22 protein-coding genes are annotated in these 25,942 nt (G+C 41.6%); 13 read left to right on the forward strand and 9 right to left on the reverse strand.

From position 1 onward, the window contains the following. Window positions 1–16: 16 nt before the first annotated feature. Entirely contained in the window at window positions 17–1,165 is a 1,149-nt protein-coding gene (locus NYE43_RS21065) for a glycerate kinase (protein ID WP_103672046.1), read from the reverse strand. 193 nt (window positions 1,166–1,358) lie between these two features. Between NYE43_RS21065 and gntR the strand changes: the two genes are divergently transcribed. From gntR to ahpF, 6 genes are all read left to right on the forward strand, one after another. Continuing rightward, the gene (gene gntR / locus NYE43_RS21070; protein ID WP_103672047.1) at window positions 1,359–2,090 is read left to right on the forward strand and encodes a gluconate operon transcriptional repressor GntR; all 732 of its coding nucleotides are present in this window, start codon (window positions 1,359–1,361) and stop codon (window positions 2,088–2,090) included. Further along, entirely contained in the window at window positions 2,083–3,624 is a 1,542-nt protein-coding gene (gntK, locus tag NYE43_RS21075; protein ID WP_103672048.1) for a gluconokinase, read from the forward strand. Before gntR ends, gntK begins: the two co-directional genes overlap by 8 nt. A 28-nt stretch (window positions 3,625–3,652) precedes the next feature. After that, the gene (gntP, locus tag NYE43_RS21080; RefSeq protein ID WP_103672049.1) at window positions 3,653–4,999 is read left to right on the forward strand and encodes a gluconate permease GntP; all 1,347 of its coding nucleotides are present in this window, start codon (window positions 3,653–3,655) and stop codon (window positions 4,997–4,999) included. 25 nt (window positions 5,000–5,024) lie between these two features. Beyond that, window positions 5,025–6,437, forward strand: a complete 1,413-nt coding sequence (gene gnd, locus NYE43_RS21085) for a decarboxylating NADP(+)-dependent phosphogluconate dehydrogenase (protein ID WP_103672050.1) — start codon at window positions 5,025–5,027, stop codon at window positions 6,435–6,437. Window positions 6,438–6,727: 290 nt separating this feature from the next. After that, complete coding sequence (gene ahpC / locus NYE43_RS21090; RefSeq protein ID WP_024123485.1) at window positions 6,728–7,291, forward strand: alkyl hydroperoxide reductase subunit C; 564 nt, start codon at window positions 6,728–6,730, stop codon at window positions 7,289–7,291. 13 nt (window positions 7,292–7,304) lie between these two features. Further along, entirely contained in the window at window positions 7,305–8,834 is a 1,530-nt protein-coding gene (ahpF, locus tag NYE43_RS21095) for an alkyl hydroperoxide reductase subunit F (protein ID WP_341062639.1), read from the forward strand. A gap of 111 nt (window positions 8,835–8,945) precedes the next feature. On the opposite strand, the gene NYE43_RS21100 is transcribed toward ahpF, so the two are convergent. The 3 genes from NYE43_RS21100 to NYE43_RS21110 all read right to left on the reverse strand — a co-directional run bounded on the left by NYE43_RS21100 (window position 8,946) and on the right by NYE43_RS21110 (window position 13,908). Then, window positions 8,946–10,298 (reverse strand): polysaccharide pyruvyl transferase family protein, encoded by a 1,353-nt coding sequence (locus NYE43_RS21100; RefSeq protein ID WP_216394730.1) that lies wholly within the window; start codon window positions 10,296–10,298, stop codon window positions 8,946–8,948. A gap of 288 nt (window positions 10,299–10,586) precedes the next feature. Then, window positions 10,587–12,026: a 6-phospho-beta-glucosidase BglA gene (gene bglA, locus NYE43_RS21105; protein WP_339235105.1), complete on the reverse strand. Its 1,440-nt coding sequence runs from the start codon at window positions 12,024–12,026 to the stop codon at window positions 10,587–10,589. 13 nt (window positions 12,027–12,039) lie between these two features. Then, complete coding sequence (locus tag NYE43_RS21110) at window positions 12,040–13,908, reverse strand: beta-glucoside-specific PTS transporter subunit IIABC (protein ID WP_268496334.1); 1,869 nt, start codon at window positions 13,906–13,908, stop codon at window positions 12,040–12,042. Window positions 13,909–14,065: 157 nt separating this feature from the next. On the opposite strand from NYE43_RS21110, the gene NYE43_RS21115 reads away from it, so the two are divergent. The 6 genes from NYE43_RS21115 (at window position 14,066) to NYE43_RS21140 (ending at window position 21,242) form a co-directional block, all read left to right on the forward strand. Next, window positions 14,066–14,776: a GntR family transcriptional regulator gene (locus tag NYE43_RS21115; RefSeq protein ID WP_106019866.1), complete on the forward strand. Its 711-nt coding sequence runs from the start codon at window positions 14,066–14,068 to the stop codon at window positions 14,774–14,776. Window positions 14,777–14,845: 69 nt separating this feature from the next. Next, a complete protein-coding gene (locus NYE43_RS21120; RefSeq protein ID WP_106019867.1) occupies window positions 14,846–15,004 on the forward strand; it encodes a hypothetical protein in 159 nt (52 codons plus the stop codon). 237 nt (window positions 15,005–15,241) lie between these two features. Further along, window positions 15,242–17,167: a fructose-1,6-bisphosphatase gene (gene fbp, locus NYE43_RS21125; RefSeq protein WP_142396748.1), complete on the forward strand. Its 1,926-nt coding sequence runs from the start codon at window positions 15,242–15,244 to the stop codon at window positions 17,165–17,167. A gap of 1,162 nt (window positions 17,168–18,329) precedes the next feature. Further along, on the forward strand, window positions 18,330–19,313 hold the full coding sequence (locus NYE43_RS21130) for an ABC-three component system protein (protein WP_341062645.1): 984 nt from the start codon (window positions 18,330–18,332) through the stop codon (window positions 19,311–19,313). Further along, window positions 19,300–19,527 (forward strand): ABC-three component system middle component 6, encoded by a 228-nt coding sequence (locus NYE43_RS21135; protein WP_341062646.1) that lies wholly within the window; start codon window positions 19,300–19,302, stop codon window positions 19,525–19,527. Before NYE43_RS21130 ends, NYE43_RS21135 begins: the two co-directional genes overlap by 14 nt. Next, on the forward strand, window positions 19,518–21,242 hold the full coding sequence (locus NYE43_RS21140) for a DUF2326 domain-containing protein (protein ID WP_341062648.1): 1,725 nt from the start codon (window positions 19,518–19,520) through the stop codon (window positions 21,240–21,242). The genes NYE43_RS21135 and NYE43_RS21140 overlap by 10 nt, the downstream gene beginning before the upstream one ends. 605 nt (window positions 21,243–21,847) lie before the next feature. Here NYE43_RS21140 and NYE43_RS21145 read toward each other — a convergent pair. The 3 genes from NYE43_RS21145 to NYE43_RS21155 form a co-directional block, all read right to left on the reverse strand. Then, complete coding sequence (locus tag NYE43_RS21145; RefSeq protein WP_341062650.1) at window positions 21,848–22,951, reverse strand: hypothetical protein; 1,104 nt, start codon at window positions 22,949–22,951, stop codon at window positions 21,848–21,850. 73 nt (window positions 22,952–23,024) lie between these two features. Then, complete coding sequence (gene rlmH / locus NYE43_RS21150; protein WP_003326142.1) at window positions 23,025–23,504, reverse strand: 23S rRNA (pseudouridine(1915)-N(3))-methyltransferase RlmH; 480 nt, start codon at window positions 23,502–23,504, stop codon at window positions 23,025–23,027. Between the two features lie 80 nt (window positions 23,505–23,584). Then, window positions 23,585–23,755, reverse strand: a complete 171-nt coding sequence (locus tag NYE43_RS21155; protein ID WP_003236479.1) for a CxxH/CxxC protein — start codon at window positions 23,753–23,755, stop codon at window positions 23,585–23,587. Between the two features lie 183 nt (window positions 23,756–23,938). Between NYE43_RS21155 and NYE43_RS21160 the strand changes: the two genes are divergently transcribed. Beyond that, window positions 23,939–24,352 (forward strand): hypothetical protein, encoded by a 414-nt coding sequence (locus tag NYE43_RS21160; RefSeq protein ID WP_341062654.1) that lies wholly within the window; start codon window positions 23,939–23,941, stop codon window positions 24,350–24,352. 32 nt (window positions 24,353–24,384) lie between these two features. On the opposite strand, the gene fdhA is transcribed toward NYE43_RS21160, so the two are convergent. Both fdhA and NYE43_RS21170 read right to left on the reverse strand, forming a co-directional pair. Then, window positions 24,385–25,611, reverse strand: a complete 1,227-nt coding sequence (gene fdhA / locus NYE43_RS21165; protein WP_341062656.1) for a formaldehyde dehydrogenase, glutathione-independent — start codon at window positions 25,609–25,611, stop codon at window positions 24,385–24,387. Between the two features lie 62 nt (window positions 25,612–25,673). After that, a complete protein-coding gene (locus tag NYE43_RS21170; RefSeq protein ID WP_101859661.1) occupies window positions 25,674–25,844 on the reverse strand; it encodes a hypothetical protein in 171 nt (56 codons plus the stop codon). Between the last annotated feature and the right edge of the window lie 98 nt (window positions 25,845–25,942).

The raw sequence follows: 25,942 nt of genomic DNA on the forward strand, positions 1-25,942 counted from the left end.
ATGTGCTTGACCGGCTTTATATCAGATACATCGTTTTCGCCAGTTTTAAGGATGCCGCAATGTTTCTTGCCGTTCTTTCCATATTCTCGGCTGCATGCCCAAGTGCGTCTGCAAGGGGCACGGCTCCCGGCACGATGCTAAAAAGGGCATCCATCCCGTGTGCATAGACCGCATCACTGTCTCGCGAAACTGATCCCGCAAGTCCAATGACAGGCACATCGTATGCCTTAGCCGCTTTGGCCACGCCAATCGGCGTCTTGCCGTAAACTGTCTGGCTGTCAATCCGCCCTTCGCCGGTAATCACAAGATCTGCATCCTGAACCTTGCTTTCAAACTGGACCGCATCGAGGACGATATCAATGCCTCTTTTCAAATCAGCACGAAGAAAAGTAAACAGACTCCAACCGAGACCGCCTGCTGCACCGGCGCCCTCTGTTTCCCTGAAGCTTGTTTCAAGCGTTGTTTCTGCCACATCCGCAAAGTGAGACAGGTTCTGGTCAAGTATACGCACCATGTCAGGCGTGGCGCCTTTTTGAGGACCGAAAACAGCGGAAGCCCCTCTTGGCCCTGTTAACGTGTTATCCACGTCGCAGGCGACTTCGATTTTCACATTCCGTAATCTGGGATCAAGTCCTGCCACATCTATTGAGGAAAGCTGAGAAAGCGCACCGCCTCCGGGGCCGATTTCATAGCCTGATTCATCAAGAAGCCTTCCGCCCAGCGCCTGAACCATCCCGGCTCCGCCATCATTTGTGGCGCTTCCGCCGATTCCGATGATCAAATGCTCTGCACCCGCATCAAGAGCCGCTGCGATTAACTCTCCCGTTCCTCTAGTAGAAGTGACAAGCGGATTCCTCTTCTCTGCGGGCACAAGATGCAACCCTGATGCGGCAGCCATCTCAATCACAGCTGATTTTCCGTCTCCCATTATGCCAAAAAACGCTTTAACCGGTTCCCCCAGCGGACCCGTGACAATCTGCTCTGTTATGGTTCCGCCCGTGGCATCAATTAATGACTGGACAGTCCCCTCACCGCCGTCCGCCATCGGCAGCTTCCGATATTCGGCATCGGGGAAAACTGTTTTGAAGCCTCTTTCTATGGCGTGAGCAGCCTCTAACGCTGATAAGCTTTCCTTAAAAGAATCCGGTGCAATAATGATTTTCATCCAATCGCCTCTTTCAAAAAGTGATGATTTACACTGTCTTTTCTTCAATTTACCATAGTGAAGATGCACAATACATATTGAGTAATTGGGAAAAATTTTATAAAAAATTAGAAATGAAAGTGTTTGCATTAATAAAACATTCACGTTATCATACTTGTATACAAGTATACTCCTTAGTGAAGAAGGTGAGCGTATGCTAGACTCCAAGGACCTGTTATATCCCGCAAAATGGCTTTCAAAAGCGTCAACCGGCGTTCGCGTTGCATGCGAGCTGAGAATGCGAATTATTTCAGGCATGATTGAAAGCGGTACCATTCTATCAGAAAATACAATCGCGGCTGAGTTTTCCGTAAGCCGTTCGCCGGTTCGCGAAGCGTTAAAAATACTGGCTTCCGAAAAAATCATTCGTTTAGAACGAATGGGAGCGGTTGTGATTGGGTTAACTGAAAAGGAAATCGCAGAAATATATGACGTGCGTTTATTATTAGAAACGTTTGTCTTTGAACGGCTTGTCAAAATCGACGTTGAGCCTTTAGTCAAAGATCTCAGCAAGATTCTAGAAATAATGAAAGTCTCCATCAAATACGAGGACGCGGACGAGTTTTCATTTCAGGATGTGTTATTCCATGAAACGATTATCCGCGCCATTGATCACTCATACATTCAGATGATCTGGAACAATCTAAAACCCGTAATGGAAAGCTTTATTCTTTTATCAATGCGGGTACGGTTAAAGGAAAAGTACGAAGATTTCTCAAGGATTCTGGATAACCATGAGCTTTATATTCAAGCGATCAAAACAAAGGACAGGGCGCTGATGGTTCAGTCTCTGCACCAGAATTTTGACGATGTGCAAGAAAAAGTAGAGGACCTCTGGCTCTCACAACAAATGCTGGCAAAAGGAGCTGAACACAAAAATGACTAGTTATATGTTAGGAATCGATATCGGTACGACCAGCACAAAGGCTGTATTATTCACTGAAAACGGAGACGTGGTACAGAAAGAAAGCATCGGCTATCCGCTCCATACGCCAGACATCTCAACGGCTGAACAAAACCCGGAATTGATTTTTCAGGCTGTCATCCATACAACTGCAAAAATCACGAAACAGCACCCGGAAAAACAGATCTCATTTATTTCCTTCAGCAGCGCCATGCACAGCGTCATTGCCATGGGCGAAAATGATCAGCCTCTGACACCATGCATCACGTGGGCAGACAATCGAAGCGAAGGCTGGGCGCATAAGATTAAAGATGAACTCAACGGGCATGAGGTCTACAAACGAACAGGAACACCCATTCATCCGATGTCACCGTTAAGCAAAATTGCCTGGATCACAAACGAACGGAAAGAAATCGCTTCCAAGGCAAAAAAATATATCGGCATCAAAGAATACATCTTTAAACAGCTGTTTGATGAATATGTCATCGACTACTCCTTAGCATCAGCGACTGGCATGATGAACCTGAAAAGCTTGGATTGGGACGAGGAAGCACTGACGATCGCAGGCATTACGCCGGATCACTTATCCAAACTCGTGCCGACAACCGAGATCTTTCAGCACTGTAGCCCGGAATTAGCGATCCAGATGGGAATCGATCCGGAAACACCTTTTGTCATCGGCGCAAGCGACGGCGTACTGTCCAATCTCGGCGTCAATGCCATTAAAAAAGGAGAAATCGCCGTTACAATCGGTACGAGCGGCGCTATCCGAACCATTATCGACCAGCCGCAAACCGATGAAAAGGGGAGAATTTTCTGCTACGCGTTAACGGACAAGCATTGGGTCATCGGCGGTCCGGTGAACAATGGAGGCATCGTTCTTCGCTGGATCAGAGATGAATTTGCTTCGTCAGAAATCGAAACAGCGACAAGACTGGGAATTGACCCATATGACGTGCTGACGAAGATTGCTGAACGCGTCAGACCGGGTTCTGACGGCCTGCTGTTCCATCCGTATCTCGCCGGGGAACGCGCTCCGTTATGGAACCCGGATGTACGCGGCTCATTTTTCGGCCTGACCATGTCACATAAAAAAGAACATATGATACGTGCAGCATTAGAAGGGGTCATTTACAATCTGTACACTGTGTTCCTGGCGCTAACAGAATGCATGGACGGACCGGTCACCCGAATTCAAGCGACTGGCGGCTTTGCAAGATCAGAGGTTTGGCGGCAAATGATGTCGGACATATTCGAATCTGAAGTCGTCGTTCCCGAAAGCTACGAAAGCTCATGTCTCGGCGCCTGCATTTTAGGCCTGTATGCGACAGGGACAATCGATTCGTTCGATGCCGTGTCCGACATGATCGGCAGCACGTACAGACATACGCCAATCGAAGACTCAGCTAAAGAATATAGAACATTAATGCCGATATTCATCAATCTATCAAGATCATTAGAAAATCAATACACCCAAATTGCAAATTATCAAAGAAGCCTAATTACACACAAATAGCACATGACATGAAGGGGAGGGCATTATCATGCCATTAATCATTGTTGCACTTGGGATCTTAGCATTACTATTTTTGATTATGGGCTTGAAATTAAATACATTTATTTCCTTATTAGTTGTATCATTCGGCGTGGCACTGGCACTTGGGATGCCGTTTGATAAAGTTGTCAGCTCCATTGAAGAAGGTATAGGGGGGACACTTGGCCACATCGCACTCATCTTCGGACTCGGTGCGATGCTGGGCAAGCTGATTGCTGATTCAGGCGGCGCACAGCGTATAGCAATGACGCTCGTCAACAAATTCGGGGAGAAAAATATACAGTGGGCTGTTGTGATTGCTTCCTTTATTATCGGAATCGCGTTGTTCTTTGAAGTAGGATTGGTTCTATTAATCCCGATCGTATTCGCTATTTCAAGAGAATTGAAGATTTCTATTTTATATCTCGGTATTCCGATGGTCGCAGCATTATCCGTCACACACGGGTTCCTGCCGCCGCACCCGGGACCGACAGCAATTGCCGGAGAATACGGCGCAAATATCGGGGAAGTGCTGCTGTACGGCTTCATTGTTGCTGTTCCGACAGTCCTGATTGCAGGGCCAATATTTACAAAGTTCGCGAAAAAAATCGTTCCTGCATCATTTGCGAAAAACGGAAATATTTCGTCACTCGGCACACAAAAAACATTCAAGCTTGAAGAAACACCAGGCTTTGGAATCAGTGTGTTTACAGCAATGCTTCCGATTATCATCATGTCGATCGCTACCATCATTGATTTGCTTCAAGAAACAATAGGATTTGCGGATAACAGTTTCCTGGCTTTCATCCGTTTAATCGGGAATGCATCGACTGCCATGATTATCTCACTGCTCGTTGCTGTTTACACAATGGGAATCGCACGCAACATTTCAATCAAAACCGTCATGGACTCTTGTTCTACAGCCATCTCGCAAATTGGCATGATGCTGTTGATCATCGGGGGAGGCGGCGCCTTTAAACAAGTGTTAATCAACGGCGGTGTCGGCGACTACGTAGCGGATTTATTCAAAGAAACGGCATTATCGCCGATTCTGCTGGCATGGCTCATCGCAGCGATCCTGCGCATCTCCTTAGGATCAGCAACCGTTGCCGCATTAAGCACGACGGGACTCGTCATTCCATTGCTGGGACAGTCCGATGCCAACCTTGCATTAGTGGTGCTCGCAACAGGCGCAGGAAGCGTCATCGCTTCACACGTCAACGATGCCGGCTTCTGGATGTTCAAAGAATACTTTGGATTAAGCATGAAAGAAACATTTGCCACATGGACCTTGCTGGAAACAATTATCTCCGTTGCTGGACTAGGATTTATATTATTGTTAAGTTTAGTTGTATGAAATTAATGAAGGAGATGTAACACACATGTTCAATACAATTGGTGTCATAGGCTTAGGCGTAATGGGAAGCAATATCGCCTTAAACATGGCAAATAAAGGCGAAAAAGTCGCCGTCTATAATTACACCAGAGATTTAACGGACCAGCTTGTGAAAAAGCTGGATGGACAATCGCTGAGCCCGTACTACGAGCTTCAAGATTTTGTTCAATCACTAGAAACACCCAGAAAAATTTTTCTGATGGTCACAGCGGGAAAACCGGTCGATTCCGTCATCCATTCGTTAATGCCTTTGCTAGATGAAGGAGACGTCATCATGGACGGAGGCAACTCCCACTACGAAGACACAGAAAGAAGATATGACGAGCTGAAGGAAAAAGGAATCGGCTACTTGGGAATCGGCATTTCCGGCGGGGAAGTCGGCGCATTAAAAGGGCCTTCCATCATGCCGGGCGGAGATCGCGACGTCTATGAGAAAGCCGCTCCTATCCTGACGAAAATCGCAGCCCAAGTCGGAGATGACCCTTGCTGTGTCTATATCGGACCAAAAGGGGCAGGGCACTTTACAAAAATGGTGCACAACGGCATTGAGTATGCCGACATGCAGCTGATTGCTGAAGCCTATACATTTCTTAGAGAAACGCTTCGTCTGCCGCTCGAAGAAATCGCCAGCATCTTTGAAACGTGGAACCAAGGTGAGCTGAAAAGCTATTTAATAGAGATTACAGCGGAGATTTTACGGAAAAAGGACGAACATACAGGTCAGCCGCTGATCGATGTCATTCTTGATAAAACCGGCCAGAAAGGCACAGGAAAATGGACAAGCATGCAAGCTATTGATAACGGCATTCCATCCGCTATTATCACCGAGTCTTTGTTTGCCCGCTACCTGTCGTCCTTAAAAGAAGAACGTATGGCGGCTGAGCAATTGTTAGCCGGTCCGGAAACAGAGGAAAAACATTACGATAAGGATCTCTGGATTGAATACGTCAGACAAGCCTTATACATGGGAAAAGTATGCGCCTACGCACAAGGCTTTGCTCAATATAAAATGTCATCTGAGCTTTACGGATGGAACCTGCCGCTTAAAGACATCGCTTTGATTTTCCGCGGCGGCTGCATCATCCGCGCGGATTTCCTGAACGTCATCAGCGAAGCATTCCAAGAGCAGCCAGATCTCTCAAACCTGCTGATTGCACCTTATTTTTCAGAAAAGCTTAAAGCTTATCAGACAGGCATGCGAAAAGTCGTTTGCGAGGGAATCAGCGCCGGAAGCGCATTCCCATGCTTAAGCACCGCGCTCTCTTACTACGACGGCTACCGCACAGGGCGTTCCAACGCCAACCTGTTACAGGCGCAGCGCGATTATTTCGGCGCCCATACGTACGAGCGGACAGATATGGATGGCGTTTTCCATACCAATTGGTCTGATGCAAACTAATAGATAAGGCTGACAGCTGGAGCTTTTATACCAGCTGCCAGCTTTTTTTATAGGCTAAACTCACATATCACAACTAATTGAGAATCAGACATATAAAATTTGAATATTTGTCAAAGTGTAATTTATGCTGATCACACCAGCACTTTCCTACATGATGAAAGGAAAAAGAGAAAATAATTAAGGGGTTTTGTCTTGACAAAAAATATATATTAATTAATAATTCATATATAATTAGAATTATTATTGAAAGCACTATTGCTTTCTAAACCATTTTTAGGAGGAATAACATTATGTCTTTAATCGGTAAAGAAGTACAACCATTCGAAGCAAAAGCATTCAAAAACGGTGAATTCATCGATGTAACAAACGAATCTCTAAAAGGTCAATGGAGCGTATTCTGCTTCTACCCAGCAGATTTCTCTTTCGTATGCCCAACTGAGCTTGAAGATCTTCAAAACCAATACGCTGCACTTAAAGAATTAGGAGTTGAAGTGTACTCTATCTCTACAGATACTCACTTCGTACACAAAGGCTGGCATGACAGCTCTGAAAAAATCGGCAAAATCACTTACGCAATGATCGGTGACCCATCTCAAACGATCTCTCGCAACTTCGATGTTCTTGACGAAGAATCTGGTCTTGCTGACCGCGGAACATTCATCATCGATCCAGATGGCGTGATCCAAACTGTTGAAATCAATGCAGGCGGTATCGGCCGTGACGCAAGCAACCTGATCAGCAAAGTAAAAGCAGCACAATACGTTCGTCAAAACCCAGGTGAAGTTTGCCCGGCTAAATGGGAAGAAGGCGGCGAAACGCTTACACCTAGCCTTGATCTAGTAGGTAAAATCTAAGGAGTGCATTCAATTGGTACTTGATCCAAATATCAAAGCACAATTAAATCAATACATGCAGCTAATTGAGAACGACATTGTTCTCAAAGTGAGTGCAGGTGAAGATGACACTTCTAAGGACATGCTGGCTCTCGTTGATGAGCTGGCTTCCATGTCATCTAAAATCACTGTTGAAAAAACTGAATTGAACAGAACGCCAAGCTTCAGTGTGAACCGCGTCGGAGAAGACACTGGCGTCACTTTCGCCGGTATTCCTCTGGGCCACGAATTCACATCATTAGTGTTGGCGTTGCTCCAAGTGAGCGGCAGACCGCCTAAGGTAGATCAGAAAGTCATTGATCAGGTGAAGAAGATCAGCGGTGAATACCACTTTGAATCTTATATCAGCCTGACATGCCACAACTGTCCTGATGTTGTACAAGCTTTAAACATGATGAGCGTACTGAACCCGAACATCACTCACACTATGATTGACGGTGCGGCATACAAATCAGAAGTTGAAAGCAAAAACATTATGGCAGTGCCAACGGTTTACCTAAACGGCGAATCCTTCGGAAGCGGCCGTATGACCCTCGAAGAGATTCTTGCGAAAATGGGCAGCGGCGCAGATGCATCTGAGTTCGCTGACAAAGATCCTTACGACGTTCTTGTTGTCGGCGGCGGACCTGCCGGCGCAAGTGCAGCCATTTATACGGCACGTAAAGGAATCCGCACAGGTGTTGTCGCTGAACGCTTCGGCGGACAGGTTCTCGACACACTGAGCATCGAAAACTTCATCAGCGTAAAAGCAACTGAAGGACCGAAGCTTGCTGCAAGTCTTGAAGAGCACGTGAAGGAATATGATATTGATGTCATGAACCTTCAGCGCGCAAAACGACTTGAGAAAAAAGATCTGTTCGAACTTGAACTCGAAAACGGTGCTGTCCTGAAAAGTAAAACAGTCATCCTTTCAACAGGTGCCCGCTGGCGCAATGTCAACGTACCTGGTGAACAAGAGTTCAAAAACAAAGGTGTCGCATACTGCCCGCACTGTGATGGACCATTGTTTGAAGGCAAAGACGTAGCCGTTATCGGCGGCGGAAACTCTGGTATCGAAGCAGCGATTGATCTTGCAGGTATTGTTAATCACGTCACTGTGCTAGAGTTCGCGCCGGAACTGAAGGCAGACGAAGTCTTGCAAAAACGTCTCTACAGCCTGCCAAACGTCACTGTACTCAAAAATGCACAAACAAAAGAAATCACAGGCGATCAGAGCGTAAACGGCATCACATACACAGACCGCGAAACAGGCGAAGAAAAACACGTTGAACTCCAAGGTGTATTCGTCCAAATCGGTCTCGTGCCAAACACTGAATGGTTAGACGAAACCGTTGAACGCAACCGCATCGGCGAAATCGTAGTCGACAAAAATGGCGCTACAAGCGTCCCAGGCTTATTCGCTGCCGGCGACTGCACAGACGGTCCTTACAACCAAATCATTATTTCAATGGGATCAGGAGCGACTGCCGCTTTAGGCGCGTTTGATTACCTTATCCGTAACTAATACAAGAAAGCCTCTATATTGCCTGATTGGCAGCATAGAGGCTTTCTTTTTTACACCATATTGCATATTTTATCCACTTGTAATAGAATTGTAATATTGTAGTGTGAATCGTCACTTCACACTAAGCATATTTGCTGTTTTTAAAGCGAAACGCACTGATTTTCTATTTAAAGTACCTTGATACTTTTTGACCTTGTTTTTCAGATCTTTAATGGTTTTTTCCTTTTTGGCATTTTCTAATGCCATAAGCGCTTCCCAGCGTTTAGCTGTTTCTGTAGAACTGCAACCGCTAACTGTAGTCACAGGCGGAAGAAGCTTCGTGCTAGATAGCTTTTCGTCAAAAGGAACTGTATCAGAAATCATCTTCTCTTTATAAATATGGTCCAATTCATTTTTATTTAAGAAGCTGATAAAATGGTCAAAGTTTTGTGCTTGCCGTTTCTCAGGCTGATGGAAATCAAGTGTTTCAATTAATTCTGACAGTTTTGTCTGAGCCGTTATCTCATTTGCCATGACATGCGTTAACTGATGGTACTCAGCTAATTCCCGCATTCTGGCATCTTTCGGCAGCAAAAGGCTCGGTGTTCCGGCGATCGTCGCTGCGATATTTCCATGCAGTCTTGCGCCAAAGCTCAAATCAGCTTGTTTCAGGAAGTCCAGCCAAGTCGGCACATTTAAAAAGAACCGCACTCTATCATTCTGATAAGCAGGGTCTTCCATGCTGACCGGATAATTATCGGCAGGCTTCGCTAAAGCAGGGGCACCGGCATATGTCAGAATCATCTCTTTCCGCCATTGCGGGATAAAGTAATGATTAGGGAACTCTTTCATGCTTCTCGTAATGAAGTCCAGCACATGCTTAGGAGACAGCCTTGACGAGTTAACCGTCACCATCGATTCTGATGTGATATTGGTTTCTCTTATCTTTAGTTCTCTTCCAAACGCATACATAGAAGGACAGCCAATTACCGTATGGTCAACACCTTCACGGAAGCCTAATCTGGAAAGGTATTTCGCTGTAATTTCACCGCGGACACCGATCATATTGGATCTCTCCAGCACAGCACTCACAAATGCCTTTACATCCTGATCAAATGGGAAACCCTCATTTAACTTCGGTTCAAATGGAGCACGCAACCCAACACCAATTACAACAACCGGAATGGTTAGTTTTTTGATTAATTGGGTATATTTCCGTAATGAAGGCACAAAATCCTCTCGGAATGCATCTGCCAGCGGAATAATGTACATATCATACTTTTTATTGATTTGTTCAGCATCTGCCGGATTAATTCGATAATAATCAGGAGTAATTGTTGTTTCTTCCGTCATCAGCGTACGAAACACACTGTAAGCATACACTAGGTTTCCTACGTTGCCGCCGATGGAGTTGCGAACAATCATTTCAGCTGCATTAAATGTATCAAATGGTGATATGCCAGCTCTTATTAAAATGTTTTTCAATGTGATGTTGCCCCTTCCTCGCCAAATTTTTGTCAGGAGATTTGCTTAGGGAACTCTATCATGATCTTAAAACCTTCAGCCGGACACCCGCTTTCATCCCTTTTTACTCACAAACTCTCTCCCTTTCTTCCGTTCTAATATTAAATTATACAAAAAAGAATCTTACAGGTGAAATCATAACACAGCAATCAGCGTTGGTAATCTATTCCCATTACTGGATATCGGTTCGGATCACAAAAAAACCCGAACCAGGCACTTCGGTTAAGTGCTCGACTCGGGCCATCTGCTTTATAATTCCTCACCATTCGTTTGAATGACTTGTTTGTACCACTCAAATGAATCTTTCTTATACCGCTTCATGGATCCATTTCCTTCGTTGTCACGATCAACATAGATCATGCCGTAGCGCTTTTTCATTTCGCCTGTTGTAAAGGAAACGATATCAATAATGCCCCACGGCGTGTAGCCGATTAAATCTACACCGTCATAAGTGACCGCTTTTTCCAGTGCTTCAATATGTGATTTCAAATATTGAATACGTTCCGGATCATGGATGGTACCGTCCTCTTCAAGCGTATCAACCGCCCCAAAGCCGTTTTCAACGATGAATAATGGAATTTGGTATCGATCATAGAGACGATTTAATGTGTATCTTAAACCAGTCGGATCAATCGCCCAGCCCCAGTCACTGGATGTGATGTACGGATTTTCAACACTATTCGGCAGCCCGCCGTTTACGACATCTCCCGTATTGTCATTTTCGACATCGCTTTTCACAGTTGTCGACATATAATAACTGAAGCCCAAATAATCGACTGTTCCATTTCTCAAAATCTCGTCATCGCCATCTTCGATCGTGATATTGTATCCTTCTCTTTCAAACTCTTTTAGCGCATACTTTGGATAATAACCGCGAACCTGCACATCCGGGAAGAAATAACGCTGTCTCATTTCTTCTTCAGCAAGCATCACATCTTCCGGATTAGCGGAGTAAGGATAAATCGGCACGTGTGACACCATGGCCCCAATTTGGAACTCAGGGTTGATTTCCTTTCCTTTTGCCACTGCCAATGCGCTTGCAAGTAACTCGTGGTGCGCCGTTTGATACATGACTTCCTTGGCATTTTCATTTTCTCCGACCACGACACCTGAGTTCGTCCATAGGAACAGAGGGTTGTTCACATCCATCTGGTTATTGATCTCATTGAATGTCATCCAGTACTTCACTTTATCTTTATATCGGTTGAAGCAAACCTCAGCAAATTTGACGAAAAAGTCTACGACTTTGCGATTTCTGAAGCCGCCGTATTCTCTTGCCAGATGGAGCGGCAGTTCAAAATGAGACAGTGTAATCACCGGCTCGATTCCATGCTTCAGCAATTCATCAAATACATTATCGTAGAACTGCAAGCCTTCTTCATTCGGTTCAGCCTCATCGCCTTTCGGGAAAATCCGGCTCCAACCGATGGACGTCCGCAAGCATTTTAATCCCATTTCCGCAAACAAAGCGATATCTTCCTTGTATCTGTGATAAAAATCAATGGCTTCATGGTTCGGATAAAATTCGTTCTCTTCAATGGAATCCGTGATTTTTCTCGGTACGCCGTGCGCACCCGCTGTCATCACATCGACGACACTTGGCCCTTTACCGCCCTGATTCCATCCGCCTTCAAATTGGTGGGCAGCTAAAGCGCCGCCCCATAAGAAATCCTTCGGCATTTTTTCCATCTTATATTCCTCCCTAGCTTACGACTGTAAATAATTTTTGGTCTAACGCACTTACTTCAAGATCCTCGATGAGAATTTCCTGATACGCATGTGAATTCGTGATGATGACTGGGGTAATCGTTGTTAACCCATTCTGTTCAATGAATGCTTTATCAAACTCAGCAAGCACCTCGCCTTTTTTGACTGTATCTCCCTCTTTCACCTTTAAGGCAAAAGGAGTTCCGTCTAACGTCACTGTATCCAGCCCGATGTGCACAAGCAATTCAACACCAGAGGTTGAACGCAGACCGATCGCATGCTTTGTAGGCGCGACCATGACGACGGTTCCGTCAAACGGAGCATAGAGCTTATTATCGGATGGCTCGATCGCCAAGCCTTGTCCCATGGCACCTGAGCTGAATACCTCATCAGGCACCTTAGAAAGCGGAATGACCTTGCCGCTAAACGGAGCATATACGGTTTCTTCATTTGCCTGTGCCGTTTGAAGACTTTCCTTTTCCGGCTGTGCAGCTGTATCATCACCATAGCCAAAGATCTGAATCAGCACAACAGGAAGAATCACCGCAATCGCAGCACCGATTAAAATACCCCAGATGGACGTCGGGAATTGTTCATTGATGCCATTCACGATCGTCAGAGGTCCCGGAAGTCCGGCATACGCAAAGTAATACGGATTAAAGAAACTGGCCGTGATGGCTCCAACCGCCCCGGAAATACAGCCAAAGATAAACGGCTTCTTAAATCTTAAGGTCACACCGTAGATCGCCGGCTCAGTAATGCCAAACAGTCCGGTCACCCCAGCTGACACACTGACTTTTCTCGTTTCCTTATTTCTCGCCTTTAAGATAACGCCAAGCACTGCGCCAACCTGTGCAACCACCGCAATCGTTTGATACGCCTGGAATGAATCCCGTCCGTATAGATCATAGTTCGCCAATACCATAGGCGTAATGCCCCAATGTACGCCAAAGATCACGATGACCTGCCAGAATGCGCCGATGATGGCTCCAGCCAAAGCCGGCACGTTTTCCGCCAAGAAGTTGTAACCGTTTGCAATTCCATTTGCGCCTAATGTTGTCACAGGGCCAATGAGGACAATTGTTACTGGCACCATAATGACCATACATAGGAAAGGAACAAATAACGGTCTGATCACTTCGTTCATTCTCTTATTCAAGAATCGTTCAAGGTAAGACAACATCCACACTAGAAATAATGGCGGCAGCACGGAAGATGTGTATGTCGTTTGCGATAAAGCAATCCCTAAGAAGGAAATGCTCTTTCCGTCTGCGATTTGAGTCGCCATCTCCGCCCATGTCGGGCTGACTAACGCGGCACAGCACGCTACAGCGATATACGTGTTGGTCTTAAAATGCTTTGATGCCGTAATCGCGATAAAAATAGGCAAAAACGTAAACGGCGCCCATGATATGAAACTAAAAACCTGATAAGTTCCCGTTTTCTCAAAGCCATCAAACAGTAAATTAATGAGAATTAATGCACCTTGCAAAATACCAGCCGCAGCCAAAATGTACACAAATGGCGCAAATACCGCTGACATAGTCGCAATAACACGGTTCAGGATCGTTCCTTTATTTTCGCTTTGGTCACCAGACAGATCAATATTGACCAGCTTCGAAAACGCATCGAAAACGTCCCCTACATGCTGTCCAATAACAATCTGAAATTGCCCGCTGTTCTCTACGACCGTAATTACGCCGGGCATGGATTTAACGATATCTTTCGCTTGCGGCTTAGACCGCTTCAGCACCAAGCGAAGCCTGGTTGCGCAGCGAGAAGCCCCTATCACATTCTCTTCCCCGCCTACCGCCTCCAAAATGTCTTTTGCTAGTCTCGTATAATCTCTCACTTTCCCCGACATTTTCACCCACCCCTTTGTTTTGGTTACGCTTTCATTATAATTGTACCGGTATAATTTATCAATACTCTGACAAAGTATTTATACCTTTATCATTTATGTAAGCGGTTTATGCTATAATTTTGATAAGTGAAACTAAACGAATGAATGAGGAATGCGTATGTTAAAGTACCAGCAAATCGCAGCGGAAATCGAAAACTATATAGAAGAACACGAGCTTAAACAGGGAGATAAGCTGCCAGTGCTAGAAACCCTCATGGCCCAGTTTGAGGTCAGCAAAAGCACAATCACAAAGTCTCTGGATCTACTAGAACAAAAAGGCGCGATCTTTCAGCTCAGAGGAAGCGGCATTTTCGTCCGAAAGCATAAACGAAAAGGCTACATCAGCCTCCTGTCGAATCAAGGATTTAAAAAAGACCTCGAGGATTTCAATGTCACCTCAAAGGTCATTGAGCTGGACGTGAGAAAGCCAACACCGGAAGCGGCAGAAAACCTCAACCTCGGACTTGATGAAGACGTCTACTATGTCAAAAGGGTCCGCTATATCAACGGAAAAACCCTATGCTTCGAAGAATCCTATTACAACAAATCCATCGTGACGTACTTGAACAAGGAAATTGTGTCTCACTCAATCTTTCATTACATTCGGGAAGGATTGGGACTGAAGATTGGGTTTTCTGATTTGTTTCTTCATGTGGGTCAGCTTAATGAGGAAGAAGCGGAGTACTTGGGGCTGGAGGCTGGACTGCCCAAGCTTTATATAGAAAGTATTTTTCATCTGACAAATGGGCAGCCGTTTGATTTCTCGAAAATCTCTTATCATTATGAGCAGTCGCAGTTTGTGGTGCAGGCGAATAGTTTTTTGTTGTAGGGCAGCTGCACCTTGCTTCTAATGAAGAAACACCCCTCTTCTATCAATCAACTATGGAAGGTGGTCGACATGTACAAAATCATCATTCCTGCCATACTAGCCATCTTCGTGCTCTGGATACTATTACAGATTTCACTAGAGATGAGCATCTTTAAGAATCCAATGAATTACTTTATCGTATTCATTATCTTTTTCCTCTTTATGAAGATGGTGAAAGAAAAGCATTGAACGGCTATAGGAAACCAGATTTGTACTGAAATCTGGTTTTTTTGTGCTTCACTTTATTCATCCATTTTATCCTCACTCATTTCGCCACCCTCTTTTCCTCATTTTCATTGTCTCTAAAAGGAGTTATGCGTTACTATCATATAAGGTCCAATGATGAAAAATAATGACATACTTTTAAATTAACCTGATATGCACACGCTCATAAATAGGTTTATTCTAAAAAGGGGATGGACGGTTTTGGAAAGCAAGTACTTAGATTTACTCGCACAAAAATACGATTGTGAAGAAAAAGTGGTAACGGAAATCATTAATTTGAAAGCGATACTGAACCTGCCAAAAGGCACCGAGCATTTTGTCAGTGATTTGCACGGGGAGTATCAGGCATTCCAGCACGTGCTGCGTAATGGTTCAGGACGAGTAAAAGAGAAGATACGCGACATTTTCAGCGGTGTCATTTACGATAGAGAAATTGATGAATTAGCAGCATTGGTCTATTATCCGGAAGACAAACTGAAGTTAATCAAACATGATTTTGATGCGAAAGATGCGTTAAACGAGTGGTATAAAAAAACGATTAACAGAATGATTAAGCTCGTTTCTTATTGCTCCTCGAAGTATACCCGCTCCAAACTGCGTAAAGCACTGCCTGCCCAGTTTGCTTATATTACGGAGGAGCTGCTATACAAAACAGAACAAGCTGGCAACAAGGAGCAATATTACTCCGAAATCATAGATCAGATCATTGCGCTTGGCCAAGCCGATAAATTGATCACCGGCCTTGCCTACAGCGTTCAGCGATTGGTGGTCGACCATCTGCATGTGGTCGGCGATATTTACGACCGCGGCCCGCAGCCGGATCGGATTATGGAGGAGCTAATCAATTATCATTCTGTCGATATTCAGTGGGGAAATCACGATGTCCTTTGGATCGGCGCCTACTCCGGTTCCAAAGTATGCCTGGCCAATATTATCCGTATCTGTGCCCGCTATGACAACCTGGATATTATTGAAGACGTGTACGGCATCAATTTAAGACCGCTGCTGAACTTGGCCGAAAAATACTATGACGATAATCCAGCGTTCCGTCCAAAAGCAGACGACAACAGGCCAGAGGATGAGATTAAGCAAATCACAAAAATCCATCAAGCGATTGCCATGATTCAATTCAAGCTTGAGAGCCCGATTATCAAGAGACGGCCGAACTTTAATATGGAAGAACGCTTGTTACTAGAGAAAATTGATTACGATAAAAATGAAATCACGCTGCACGGAAAAACATATCAGCTGGAAAACACCTGCTTTGCGACAATTAATCCCGAACAGCCAGATCAGCTATTAGAAGAAGAAGCAGAAGTCATAGACAAGCTGCTATTCTCTGTCCAGCATTCCGAAAAGCTGGGCCGCCATATGAATTTTATGATGAAAAAAGGCAGCCTTTATTTAAAATATAACGGCAACCTGTTGATTCACGGCTGTATTCCAGTTGATGAAAACGGCAATATGGAAACGATGATGATTGAGGATAAACCGTATGCGGGCCGTGAGCTGCTTGATGTATTTGAACGATTCTTACGGGAAGCGTTTGCCCACCCGGAAGAAACCGATGACCTGGCGACAGATATGGCCTGGTATTTATGGACAGGCGAGTACTCCTCCCTCTTCGGAAAACGCGCCATGACGACATTTGAGCGGTATTTCATTAAAGAGAAGGAAACGCATAAAGAAAAGAAAAACCCGTATTATTATTTACGCGAAGACGAGGCAACCTGCCGAAACATCCTGGCAGAATTCGGCCTCAATCCAGATCATGGCCATATCATCAACGGCCATACACCCGTAAAAGAAATCGAAGGAGAAGACCCAATCAAAGCAAACGGAAAAATGATCGTCATCGACGGCGGCTTCTCTAAAGCCTACCAATCCACAACAGGCATCGCCGGCTACACGCTGCTATACAACTCCTACGGCATGCAACTCGTCGCCCATAAACACTTCAACTCCAAGGCAGAAGTCCTAAGCACCGGAACCGACGTCTTAACGGTGAAACGATTAGTGGACAAAGAGCTTGAGCGAAAGAAAGTGAAGGAAACGAATGTCGGTGAGGAACTGCTGCAGGAAGTGGCTATTTTGGAGAGTTTGCGGGAGTATCGGTATATGAAGTGAGAGGAATATAGGGTTCAGGGATGACTTTTTCTGGGCTCTTTTTTACGCTTTCCAATATTTCATTTAGCACTGCTAACAAGTCAGGTATCTGCTCATTTATAAGTAAGTAATTAGGAACAATACAAATATAGGATGACGTAATAGTTTAAAATGCGACTTATGAAAAATTAAATGATCCACTAACAAAATAGCTTCCTAAGACGTACCATGACATTAACTACTGAAAATCTGTTTACTAAAAATAGAGAGAGTAAAAATATGAGTTTTTATTTTAAGAAGATGATGACTGCAATCGATTTGGGATGTAATTAATAATACTCAACTAGATTCCACAAATTGGAGTACGCTTTACTAGAATGAATCAAAAATACATAAGGTTTTTTATTTGCTCCCGCCGGCACTCTGTTAAAGAAAATTTTTATCAACACACATAATGGAGGAATTTTATTTAATTTAATAAAGGTTGTTTTCCCCAGAAAGAGTGCTGATATAATAATTCAATTCTATTATTGAAAAAACACCAAACAGAATAAAACCTAGTTTTGAAGATAATCCAACTTAATATTTTAAACCTAAATTTCATTCATAGAATTGACAACCACTTGATGTATATGGTCTACAATTTCGTCTATAGATAAAAAATAGAAGGGACGCCTGTCCTATCCTTTAACACTTTAGTAAGGCACTTAATTCCTGATCATTGAGGCTAATGCACTTTTCAATAATGAAGCGTAGCAATACCCAATTTTCACTTTTGGAAAAACTAGAATAAAAAAAGTAAAATAATATTTGTCGCTGCCAGAGTTTCCGTCCAAGAACAAAGCTTGGGTATGCAGATTAATGCCCGGGAAGCTATCGAGTATGGGGGCCAAAATAAAGCAAACGCTCCTTTGTTTTCGCGGACCTCACAAACAAGGAGCAAAAGCCAAAGTGAAACGCTGTACATATTGCAACAGTTCTTATCCAAAAAGAAAATGAAAAGCCTACCTATGGATGAATAACCAAAAAGGACCTTTTGTCCTCATTATTATTCAGGAGTAAAAGCAGATCATTTCAAACTTTCGTGGATTAAAGAGCGAAGAAACAGGATTTTCGATGAGTATTTATAAATATTTCTAGATAATGTATAATCAAAAAAAACGCTTTTGAACGGATGATAAATGTGAATAGACAGAGATATTACGATTACATTGCTGAAAAGTTAGAAGTTCTTTCATATAGAATCACCTCAAATGGAAAGCTTAACTTACTTCATTTAAATATTCATTCTGAAACGTTATATAGAGATCTTTTAAATGTCTTGTATGAATATAACCTGGAACCGTCTAATATTGGTAAAGCTAATGCTGAAGCTATAGATTTAATAGACGTAGCTAATAAAGTAGTTATACAAATATCTTCGACTGCAACAAAAGCGAAGATAAATAGTACGTTAGAGAAAGATAAGATAAAAGAGTTATCAGATGAAGAGTATAGTATAAAATTTATTTTTGTGGCTACTGAAGCTAAAAAATTAAGGGGAGTTACTTACAATAACAAGTATGATATTACCTTTGACTCTAACACTGATATTTTAGATAAAGTTACGGTGTTAGAAAAAATATCGCAATTATCGATTGATAAAATGACTATAATACATGACTTAATACAAAAAGAATTTGGAGAAAGACCGGATACTTTAAAACTTAGTTCTAATTTGGCAACAATTGTAAACTTTTTATCTAAAGAAAACTTGGATGATGTTCCTAATAAAATTCAATTAAATGATTATGGGATTGAAGAAAAAATTGAGTTCAATGAACTGAATGATATTAAGGAATCCACTTTTGATGAATATAAGATATACTATGGTAACCTTGATAGAATTTATAGGGAATTCATTAGAGAAGGATCTAATAAGACTGTTTCTGTATTAAGAAAGATAACCTCCTTTTACGAAAAAGAAGTATTAGATAAAGAATCAACGAATGTTGAGAAGTTTCTTAATGTTATTGGAAGGGTAGAAGAGCATGTGCTTAAAAGCGAGTTAGTGAGAGAGATACCTGAAGAGGAAATTGATATGAGTATTAGAATTATAGTTGTAGATGCATTTATTCGATGCAAAATCTTTAAGAATCCTAGGGGTTATACTCATGTTGCTACTTAATGATATAAAACCAGAATTGAGTATCTATTACTGTGCATCTTTATTAATAAAAGAGATAGAAAATCAAGAAGGGCAAGATATAGTAACTCTATATAATACGGTAAAAGAAAAATATCAAATATCCTTAAAAATATTTGCTTATTCTCTGGATTGGCTTTACTTAGTTGAAGCAGCCAAGGTTGATAAAAAAGGAGGTGTGTTCTTGTGTACTTAAAAGGACTAAAAATTGAATCAAAAGATAAGATTATTAGAGAAATACCATTTCATTTAGGAACAAACTTAATTGTAGATGAAACACAAAATAAAAGTGAAATTGAGACGGGTAATAATATTGGAAAGACAACTGTTCTTGCGTTAATAGATTATTGCCTAGGCGGTGATCCTGAACAAATTTATAAAGATCCGGAATCTAAAAAGATAATAGATTTTGTTAAGAATTACTTGGTTGAAGAAGAGATATTAATTACTTTAAAATTAAAGGCAGATTTATTGGATGAAAAATCGCGTGAAGTTATTGTAGAGCGAAACTTCCTACAAAGAAATAAGAAAATCATGAAGATTAATGGAAAAAATCTTACTAAAAACAATGGTAAGGACTTTGAGGAGAAGTTAAGTGCATTAATTATTGGTGAGAGAGAAAACAATAAGCCTGGAATTAGACAAATTTTTGCTCATAACATACGGTACAAGGATGAAAGAATTAATAATACACTTAAAGTACTTAGTAGATTCTCAACGAATGTTGAGTACGAGACGCTTTATTTATACATGTTCGGGCTACCTGTTTCTGATAGAACTTATCTTATGAAAAAACTTAAGGTTGAGCAAAACTTTAAGGAAAGATTAGAGAAAAAACAAGCTAAGCCAGAATTAGAGTTACAAATAGATATAGTAAAAGACAATATCAAGAACTTGGAAGAAAAAAAACGCAACTTAAATATAAATGAGCAATATGAAGACGAACTACAAGATCTTAATAATACTAAATATAAAATCAGCAAGATTAGCTCAAAAATAAGTGAATTATCATTAAGAAAAGACCTATTAAAAGAGACTGAAAATGAGTTGAAACAAGATATTGTAGATATTGATTTGGATGCATTAAGAGAGTTATATTCAGTTGCAAAAAAAAGTGTTAATGATATTCAAAAAACATATGAGCAAATGATTGAATATCACAATAATATGATAATCGAAAAAATAAAATATATAACACAAGATTTGCCTAGTTTAGAGTTAGAAATAGAACAACATAATCAAAACTTAGAAAAAGAACTAGCAAACGAAAAATATTTAATAAATATACTTTCTTCAAGTGATACTTTTAGTGATTTAGAAAATATTATTTCTGACTTAACCAACAATCATCGAAAACTTGGGGAATTGGAAAATAGCTTGTCCCAGATTGAAACTTCAGAAGAAAATATAACTAAAATAAATGATGATATTGAATTGTTAGATGGCAACAGGTTTACAACTGAATTTCAGAGTTTGCTCCTAAAACAACTCATGAAATTCAATAAACATTTTAAAGAAGTTTCAAAGGAGCTTTACGGTGAAGAGTACGGTATTACATTTTCAGTAAAAGAGGACAGGAAGACTAAGCAAAAGTATTATGCATTTGAGTGCTTTAATTTAAATACGAGCTCAGGAAAAAAACAAGGAGAAATTTTATGTTTTGATATTGCATATATATTATTTGCTAGAAGAGAAGGGATTCCTAATTTAAACTTTATTTTGAATGATAAGAAAGAATTAATGCATGGAAATCAGCTGTTAAAGGTTAATGATTTTGCTTGGAAAAATAATATACAATTAGTCTTTTCAATATTAGAAGATAAGATTCCTAAGGAACTAAACAATGATAAACATATTGTATTAAGTTTATCCGAAAAAGATAAACTCTTTAGGATTGAAGAACAAAAATAAAGGGTTGTACATATTAGTCATTCTAATATGTACAACCCTTTTTAAGAACCCTTTCACATTTAATAGCCAATATAATTTCCCTCACTCCAAAAAACTACTCTTCATATAATATACTAATTCTTATGAACTAATTAAAGGGAACAAAAAACTTCGTTTACATTTGTTATTAAGAAATTGAATAGCCAGTTGTTATCACTCCCCTATACCTAGTTACTTTAAGAATTTCCTTTTTTTCTTCAGCAGTATTTATTTTGTTAACTTCTTTCTAGAACAACTCATTCTTTATTAAATCATCTTTTACTAAAAAGTACTCTTCAATTATTATTGCATAATATCCTGGCTTTTAAGGTAGATTTGAGGTATAAAGAAATTATTGACTTCTTTACTTCCTCTAATACTTCTAGATAATATGTTGGATTAACAAATTATACATTGCAATTCAAAAAACTAGTAACCTTTAAGATGTTGATCATCTTTGTCCTTGCCTAGCAAACCATGAATACAGCATTCATAATATGAAAAATCAAAACTCACTCTTAAAAGGTTCCTTGAATTTAATATCATAACCAGTATATTTATTATTTTAGATAGTACAATTTTAATAATTACGATTCATAAAGAGGTAATCTTGAGAAACGACTTAATTTTCTACTTATTATTTTCCAGTTATTTGCGATTTCAGTTACAGAATACTTGTACCCTTCATTTTCTATTGTCTCTGTAATCCAGTTATAATCTGTAAAGAATTTTTCGTTATAACACTTTTCAGCGTATATACTACCTTTTATAATTACATCTAAAAGTTTTTCTTTACTATCTCCATTCCGATAATTTATTTTATAAATGCCACTCTCTATATTTGTTTGAATTGAACCGATTATTAAACTCCAACGTGCTACACTTGGTAGGTGTGTTTTATTATCCTTGTACTCCTCGTCACTTAATAACCTTTGTATTATTAAAAAATTGCTTCTAATTGCAAATGACCACCAATAAAATAAATCTATTGGTTTTATATTTATATTACTATTAACTTTTTCTTCAAATTTGTTATACAATATCACTAAGTTCCTAAAGTTATCTGTAGTTGCAAAAGCATCTGCATCCATCTCCAGAGTTCTATTATCTAATGGCGAAATAATATTATTACGCCCATTAGTATCTTTATAAAACATCGGAATATATTGCATATTTTTATCGCTTTCTGCATTTAAATATCCACAATGACCATTAAGCAAATGCCCCAATTCATGAGTTAATATGAAACGTGATACAAATACAGTGAGTAAACTTGCTAAGTTTAACTCATTAGTTTTATTATCTATAATTTTAGCCTCTCCACTACTAGAATAAATAAGAAATTCATATGGTATTTCTCCATTTTCAGCCTTTTCTACGTCCAAACGTAACTTTTTCAGTAACTTCTCACTATCTTTTTCCGCAAAGTCATAGAAATAATCAAAAAAATTGTTAATTACCCCCTTATTTATTTCAATTTTATCAATATCATTTTCACACCATGCCTTTCCACCTAATCTTCCATCATCTTTAAGATAAAACTTTAATTGATGATTTAATGAATTAGAATTTTTTTTGAAAACTCCTTTCATCAAATCTTGGTATTGTTCATATATAGCTTGTGCTCTTTTTTCAATATCCTTATAAAAGTTCTCTTTCCTCATCACCCTTTTTCCACCCTCTTTTTTCATTATGAACTCAAACCGTTTGCTTCTTTTCTAATTTTATATAGCATAAAATACGTTTACTAATAGAATATCTCACTCACTTATGATAAGGCTCCCCACGATTAATCCGAAAAGCCCGATAAATCTGCTCCACTAGTATGAGACGCATCAACTGATGAGGAAACGTCATCTTCGAAAACGACAGCTTGTCATCCGCTCGCTTCATTACCGCGTCACTCAATCCGAGTGATCCGCCGATGACGAAGGTGACTTTGCTTTTTCCATAAGTAGCCAGCTTATCTATTGTATCGGCTAGTTCTTCGGATGTTTTCATTTTTCCTTCGATGGCGAGGGCGATGACGTGGGCGTCGGGGCTGATTTTGGATAGGATGCGGTCGCCTTCTTTGTCTTTTATGATTTTCATGTCCTGATCGCTTAGGTTTTCCGGCGCTTTTTCGTCTGGGAGTTCGATGATGTCGATTTTTGCGTAGGCCGAAAGTCGTTTGGTGTATTCTTCAATGCCTTGCTTGAGGTATTTTTCTTTTAGTTTTCCGATTGTCACAATATTGATATTCACAGGTCATCCCCACTTTAGAAACAAGTTATTCATATATGTTGTCCACAATTGTGGATATCTTTTCTGTATTTTGTGTAAGATCATTCGTTCCCCACTATATATACTGCGGGGTCTCCACATAATTCACAGGCTGTGGATAAACTGTTAGTATGTTCGATTTTTCTGATTTCGGGCGGCAGCTCGTGGTCGTCTATGTACATATCCAGCACGGTTTCGATGTGTTCTTCACAGGAATAATACGTTTGTTTCATGTCAAATCCTCCGATGGTTTCTTGCATTTTTGCAAATATTCTCTTCCCAATATAACCTATTTATTCACATGTTAGTAGTGCTTCGGGCTGAGTTTTATCCACAAATCGACAAACAAGCTGTTGATGACTCTATTTCGCTCGTATGTTAGTTTGGATGTAACCGATGTTTGGGGAGGTCTGCATGTGCGCTTTAGATGGGTTTGGCTTTTTGTGATCATGTTGTTGCTTACTGGGTGTCAGCCGTCTTATTGGGTGTTAGAGAAGGATCGGATCGGTGAAGGGAGTTCCGAGCTAGAATTATACGCAAATTACCTTCAAACACATGATGAAGTGAAAGGATACCAAGTCTTCACCATATCAGAAGGCAAAAAAATGGTCGTGGTCTCTCTCGGAAGCAGCGAGAAGGATAAGAAGCTTGAGGTGTCAGACGTCAAATTCTCGCCTAAAGAAACGATTGTGACTGTGAAGCGAAAGCCGGTTTCCGAGGAAAATGAGAAAAACCCTTATATTTTGATTGGACTGGACAAAATTGAAGGGAATTTAATCGTCCAAGACGAATCAGGAGATCGCTTTGAAGAAACCGATTATCAGCAATAAAGCCGGCGTTCGATTGAACGGCCGGCTTTTTTTTATTGCAATGTTCCATGCGGATCAATCACAAATTTCTTCGCCGCTCCTTTGTCAAAGTCGCTGTATCCTTTTGGCGCGTCGTCCAGAGAAATGACAGTGGCGTTGACGGCTTTTGCGATTTGCGCTCTGCCGCTCAGGATCGCTTTCATCAAGTTGCGGTTGTATGTCATAGCGGGTGTTTGCCCGGTGACGAAGGTGTGGGCTTTGGCCCAGCCGAGTCCAAAGCGGATTTTTAAAGAGCCTGTTTTGGCGTCCGCATCCTTTGCACCGGGATCTTCGGTCACGTATAAGCCTGGAATACCGAGACTTCCGCCGACTTGGGTGACATCCATAATCGAGTTCAGCACGGCGGCTGGCGCTTCTCCTTGGCTGCCGTGTCCAGATGCTTCAAAGCCGACACAGTCCACTGCGGCATCCACGGTTGGTTCACCTAGTATCTGTTCAATTTGTTCGCCTAGACGGTCGTGTTTTTGCACGTTGACGGTTTCACAGCCAAAGCTTCTCGCCTGTGCCAGTCTGTCTTCATTCAAATCGCCTACAATCACTGTGGAAGCGCCAAGGAGCTGGGCGGAGTGCGCGGCGGCTAAGCCGACAGGCCCCGCTCCTGCGATATAGACAGTCGATCCCGTTTGCACACCCGCTGTGTACGCCCCGTGGAAACCTGTCGGAAAAATGTCGGACAGCATGGTTAAATCAAGAATTTTCTCTAACGCCTGTTCTTTATCCGGGAAGACCAACAGCTGAAAATCGGCGTACGGCACCATGACGTATTCCGACTGCCCGCCGACCCAGCCGCCCATATCGACGTAACCGTAAGCCGATCCCGGCCGGTCCGGATTGACATTCAGGCACACATGCGTTTTCTGCGTTCTGCACATCACACAGCGCCCGCAGGCAATGTTAAAGGGAACGGATACGATGTCGCCTTTTTTGATAAATTCAACGTCCCGACCCGTTTCAATGACTTCTCCCGTAATTTCATGCCCGAGCACTAAGCCGTCAGGGGCCGTCGTGCGGCCTCTGACCATGTGCTGGTCGCTTCCGCAAATGTTTGTGGTAATCACCTTCAAAATCACCCCGTGCTCACATTTCCGATTCACATTCACCTTCGGAACGCCGGGCCCGTCCCTCAAGATTAACTCCGGATAGCCGATATCCTCCACCGCCACGTTTCCTTTGCCTTTGTACACAACCGCTTTGTTTCCTGTCAACGCCATTCCTCCCATTCATGTCTTTGGACTTTGCGTCCTTGAACATGACTTCGGTTCGGCATGACCCTTTCCCTTTTTCACGCCTGCTTTTTCTGTATTCTTACAACAACAAATATGCCAAGAAAGCAGCCCATAATGGTTCCGATGATGTCGAACCAATCTGCTTTACCTCCGTTTAACAGGAACATCGTAGCCGCCGAAATCAGACTGATGATAACTGCCAGAAGAATGACCCGTTTGGTGCGCATATGCTTCCTCCTTTATCTGCATCCATTTTATATATTCATTTTACAGTAATTAACACCTGTTTGCTTGAAAAGGCCATTCGAGATTTATAGTTTTGAAC

The sequence above is a fragment of the Bacillus sp. FSL R5-0434 genome (assembly GCF_038004745.1).
Taxonomy (GTDB): Bacteria; Bacillota; Bacilli; order Bacillales; family Bacillaceae; genus Bacillus; species Bacillus halotolerans.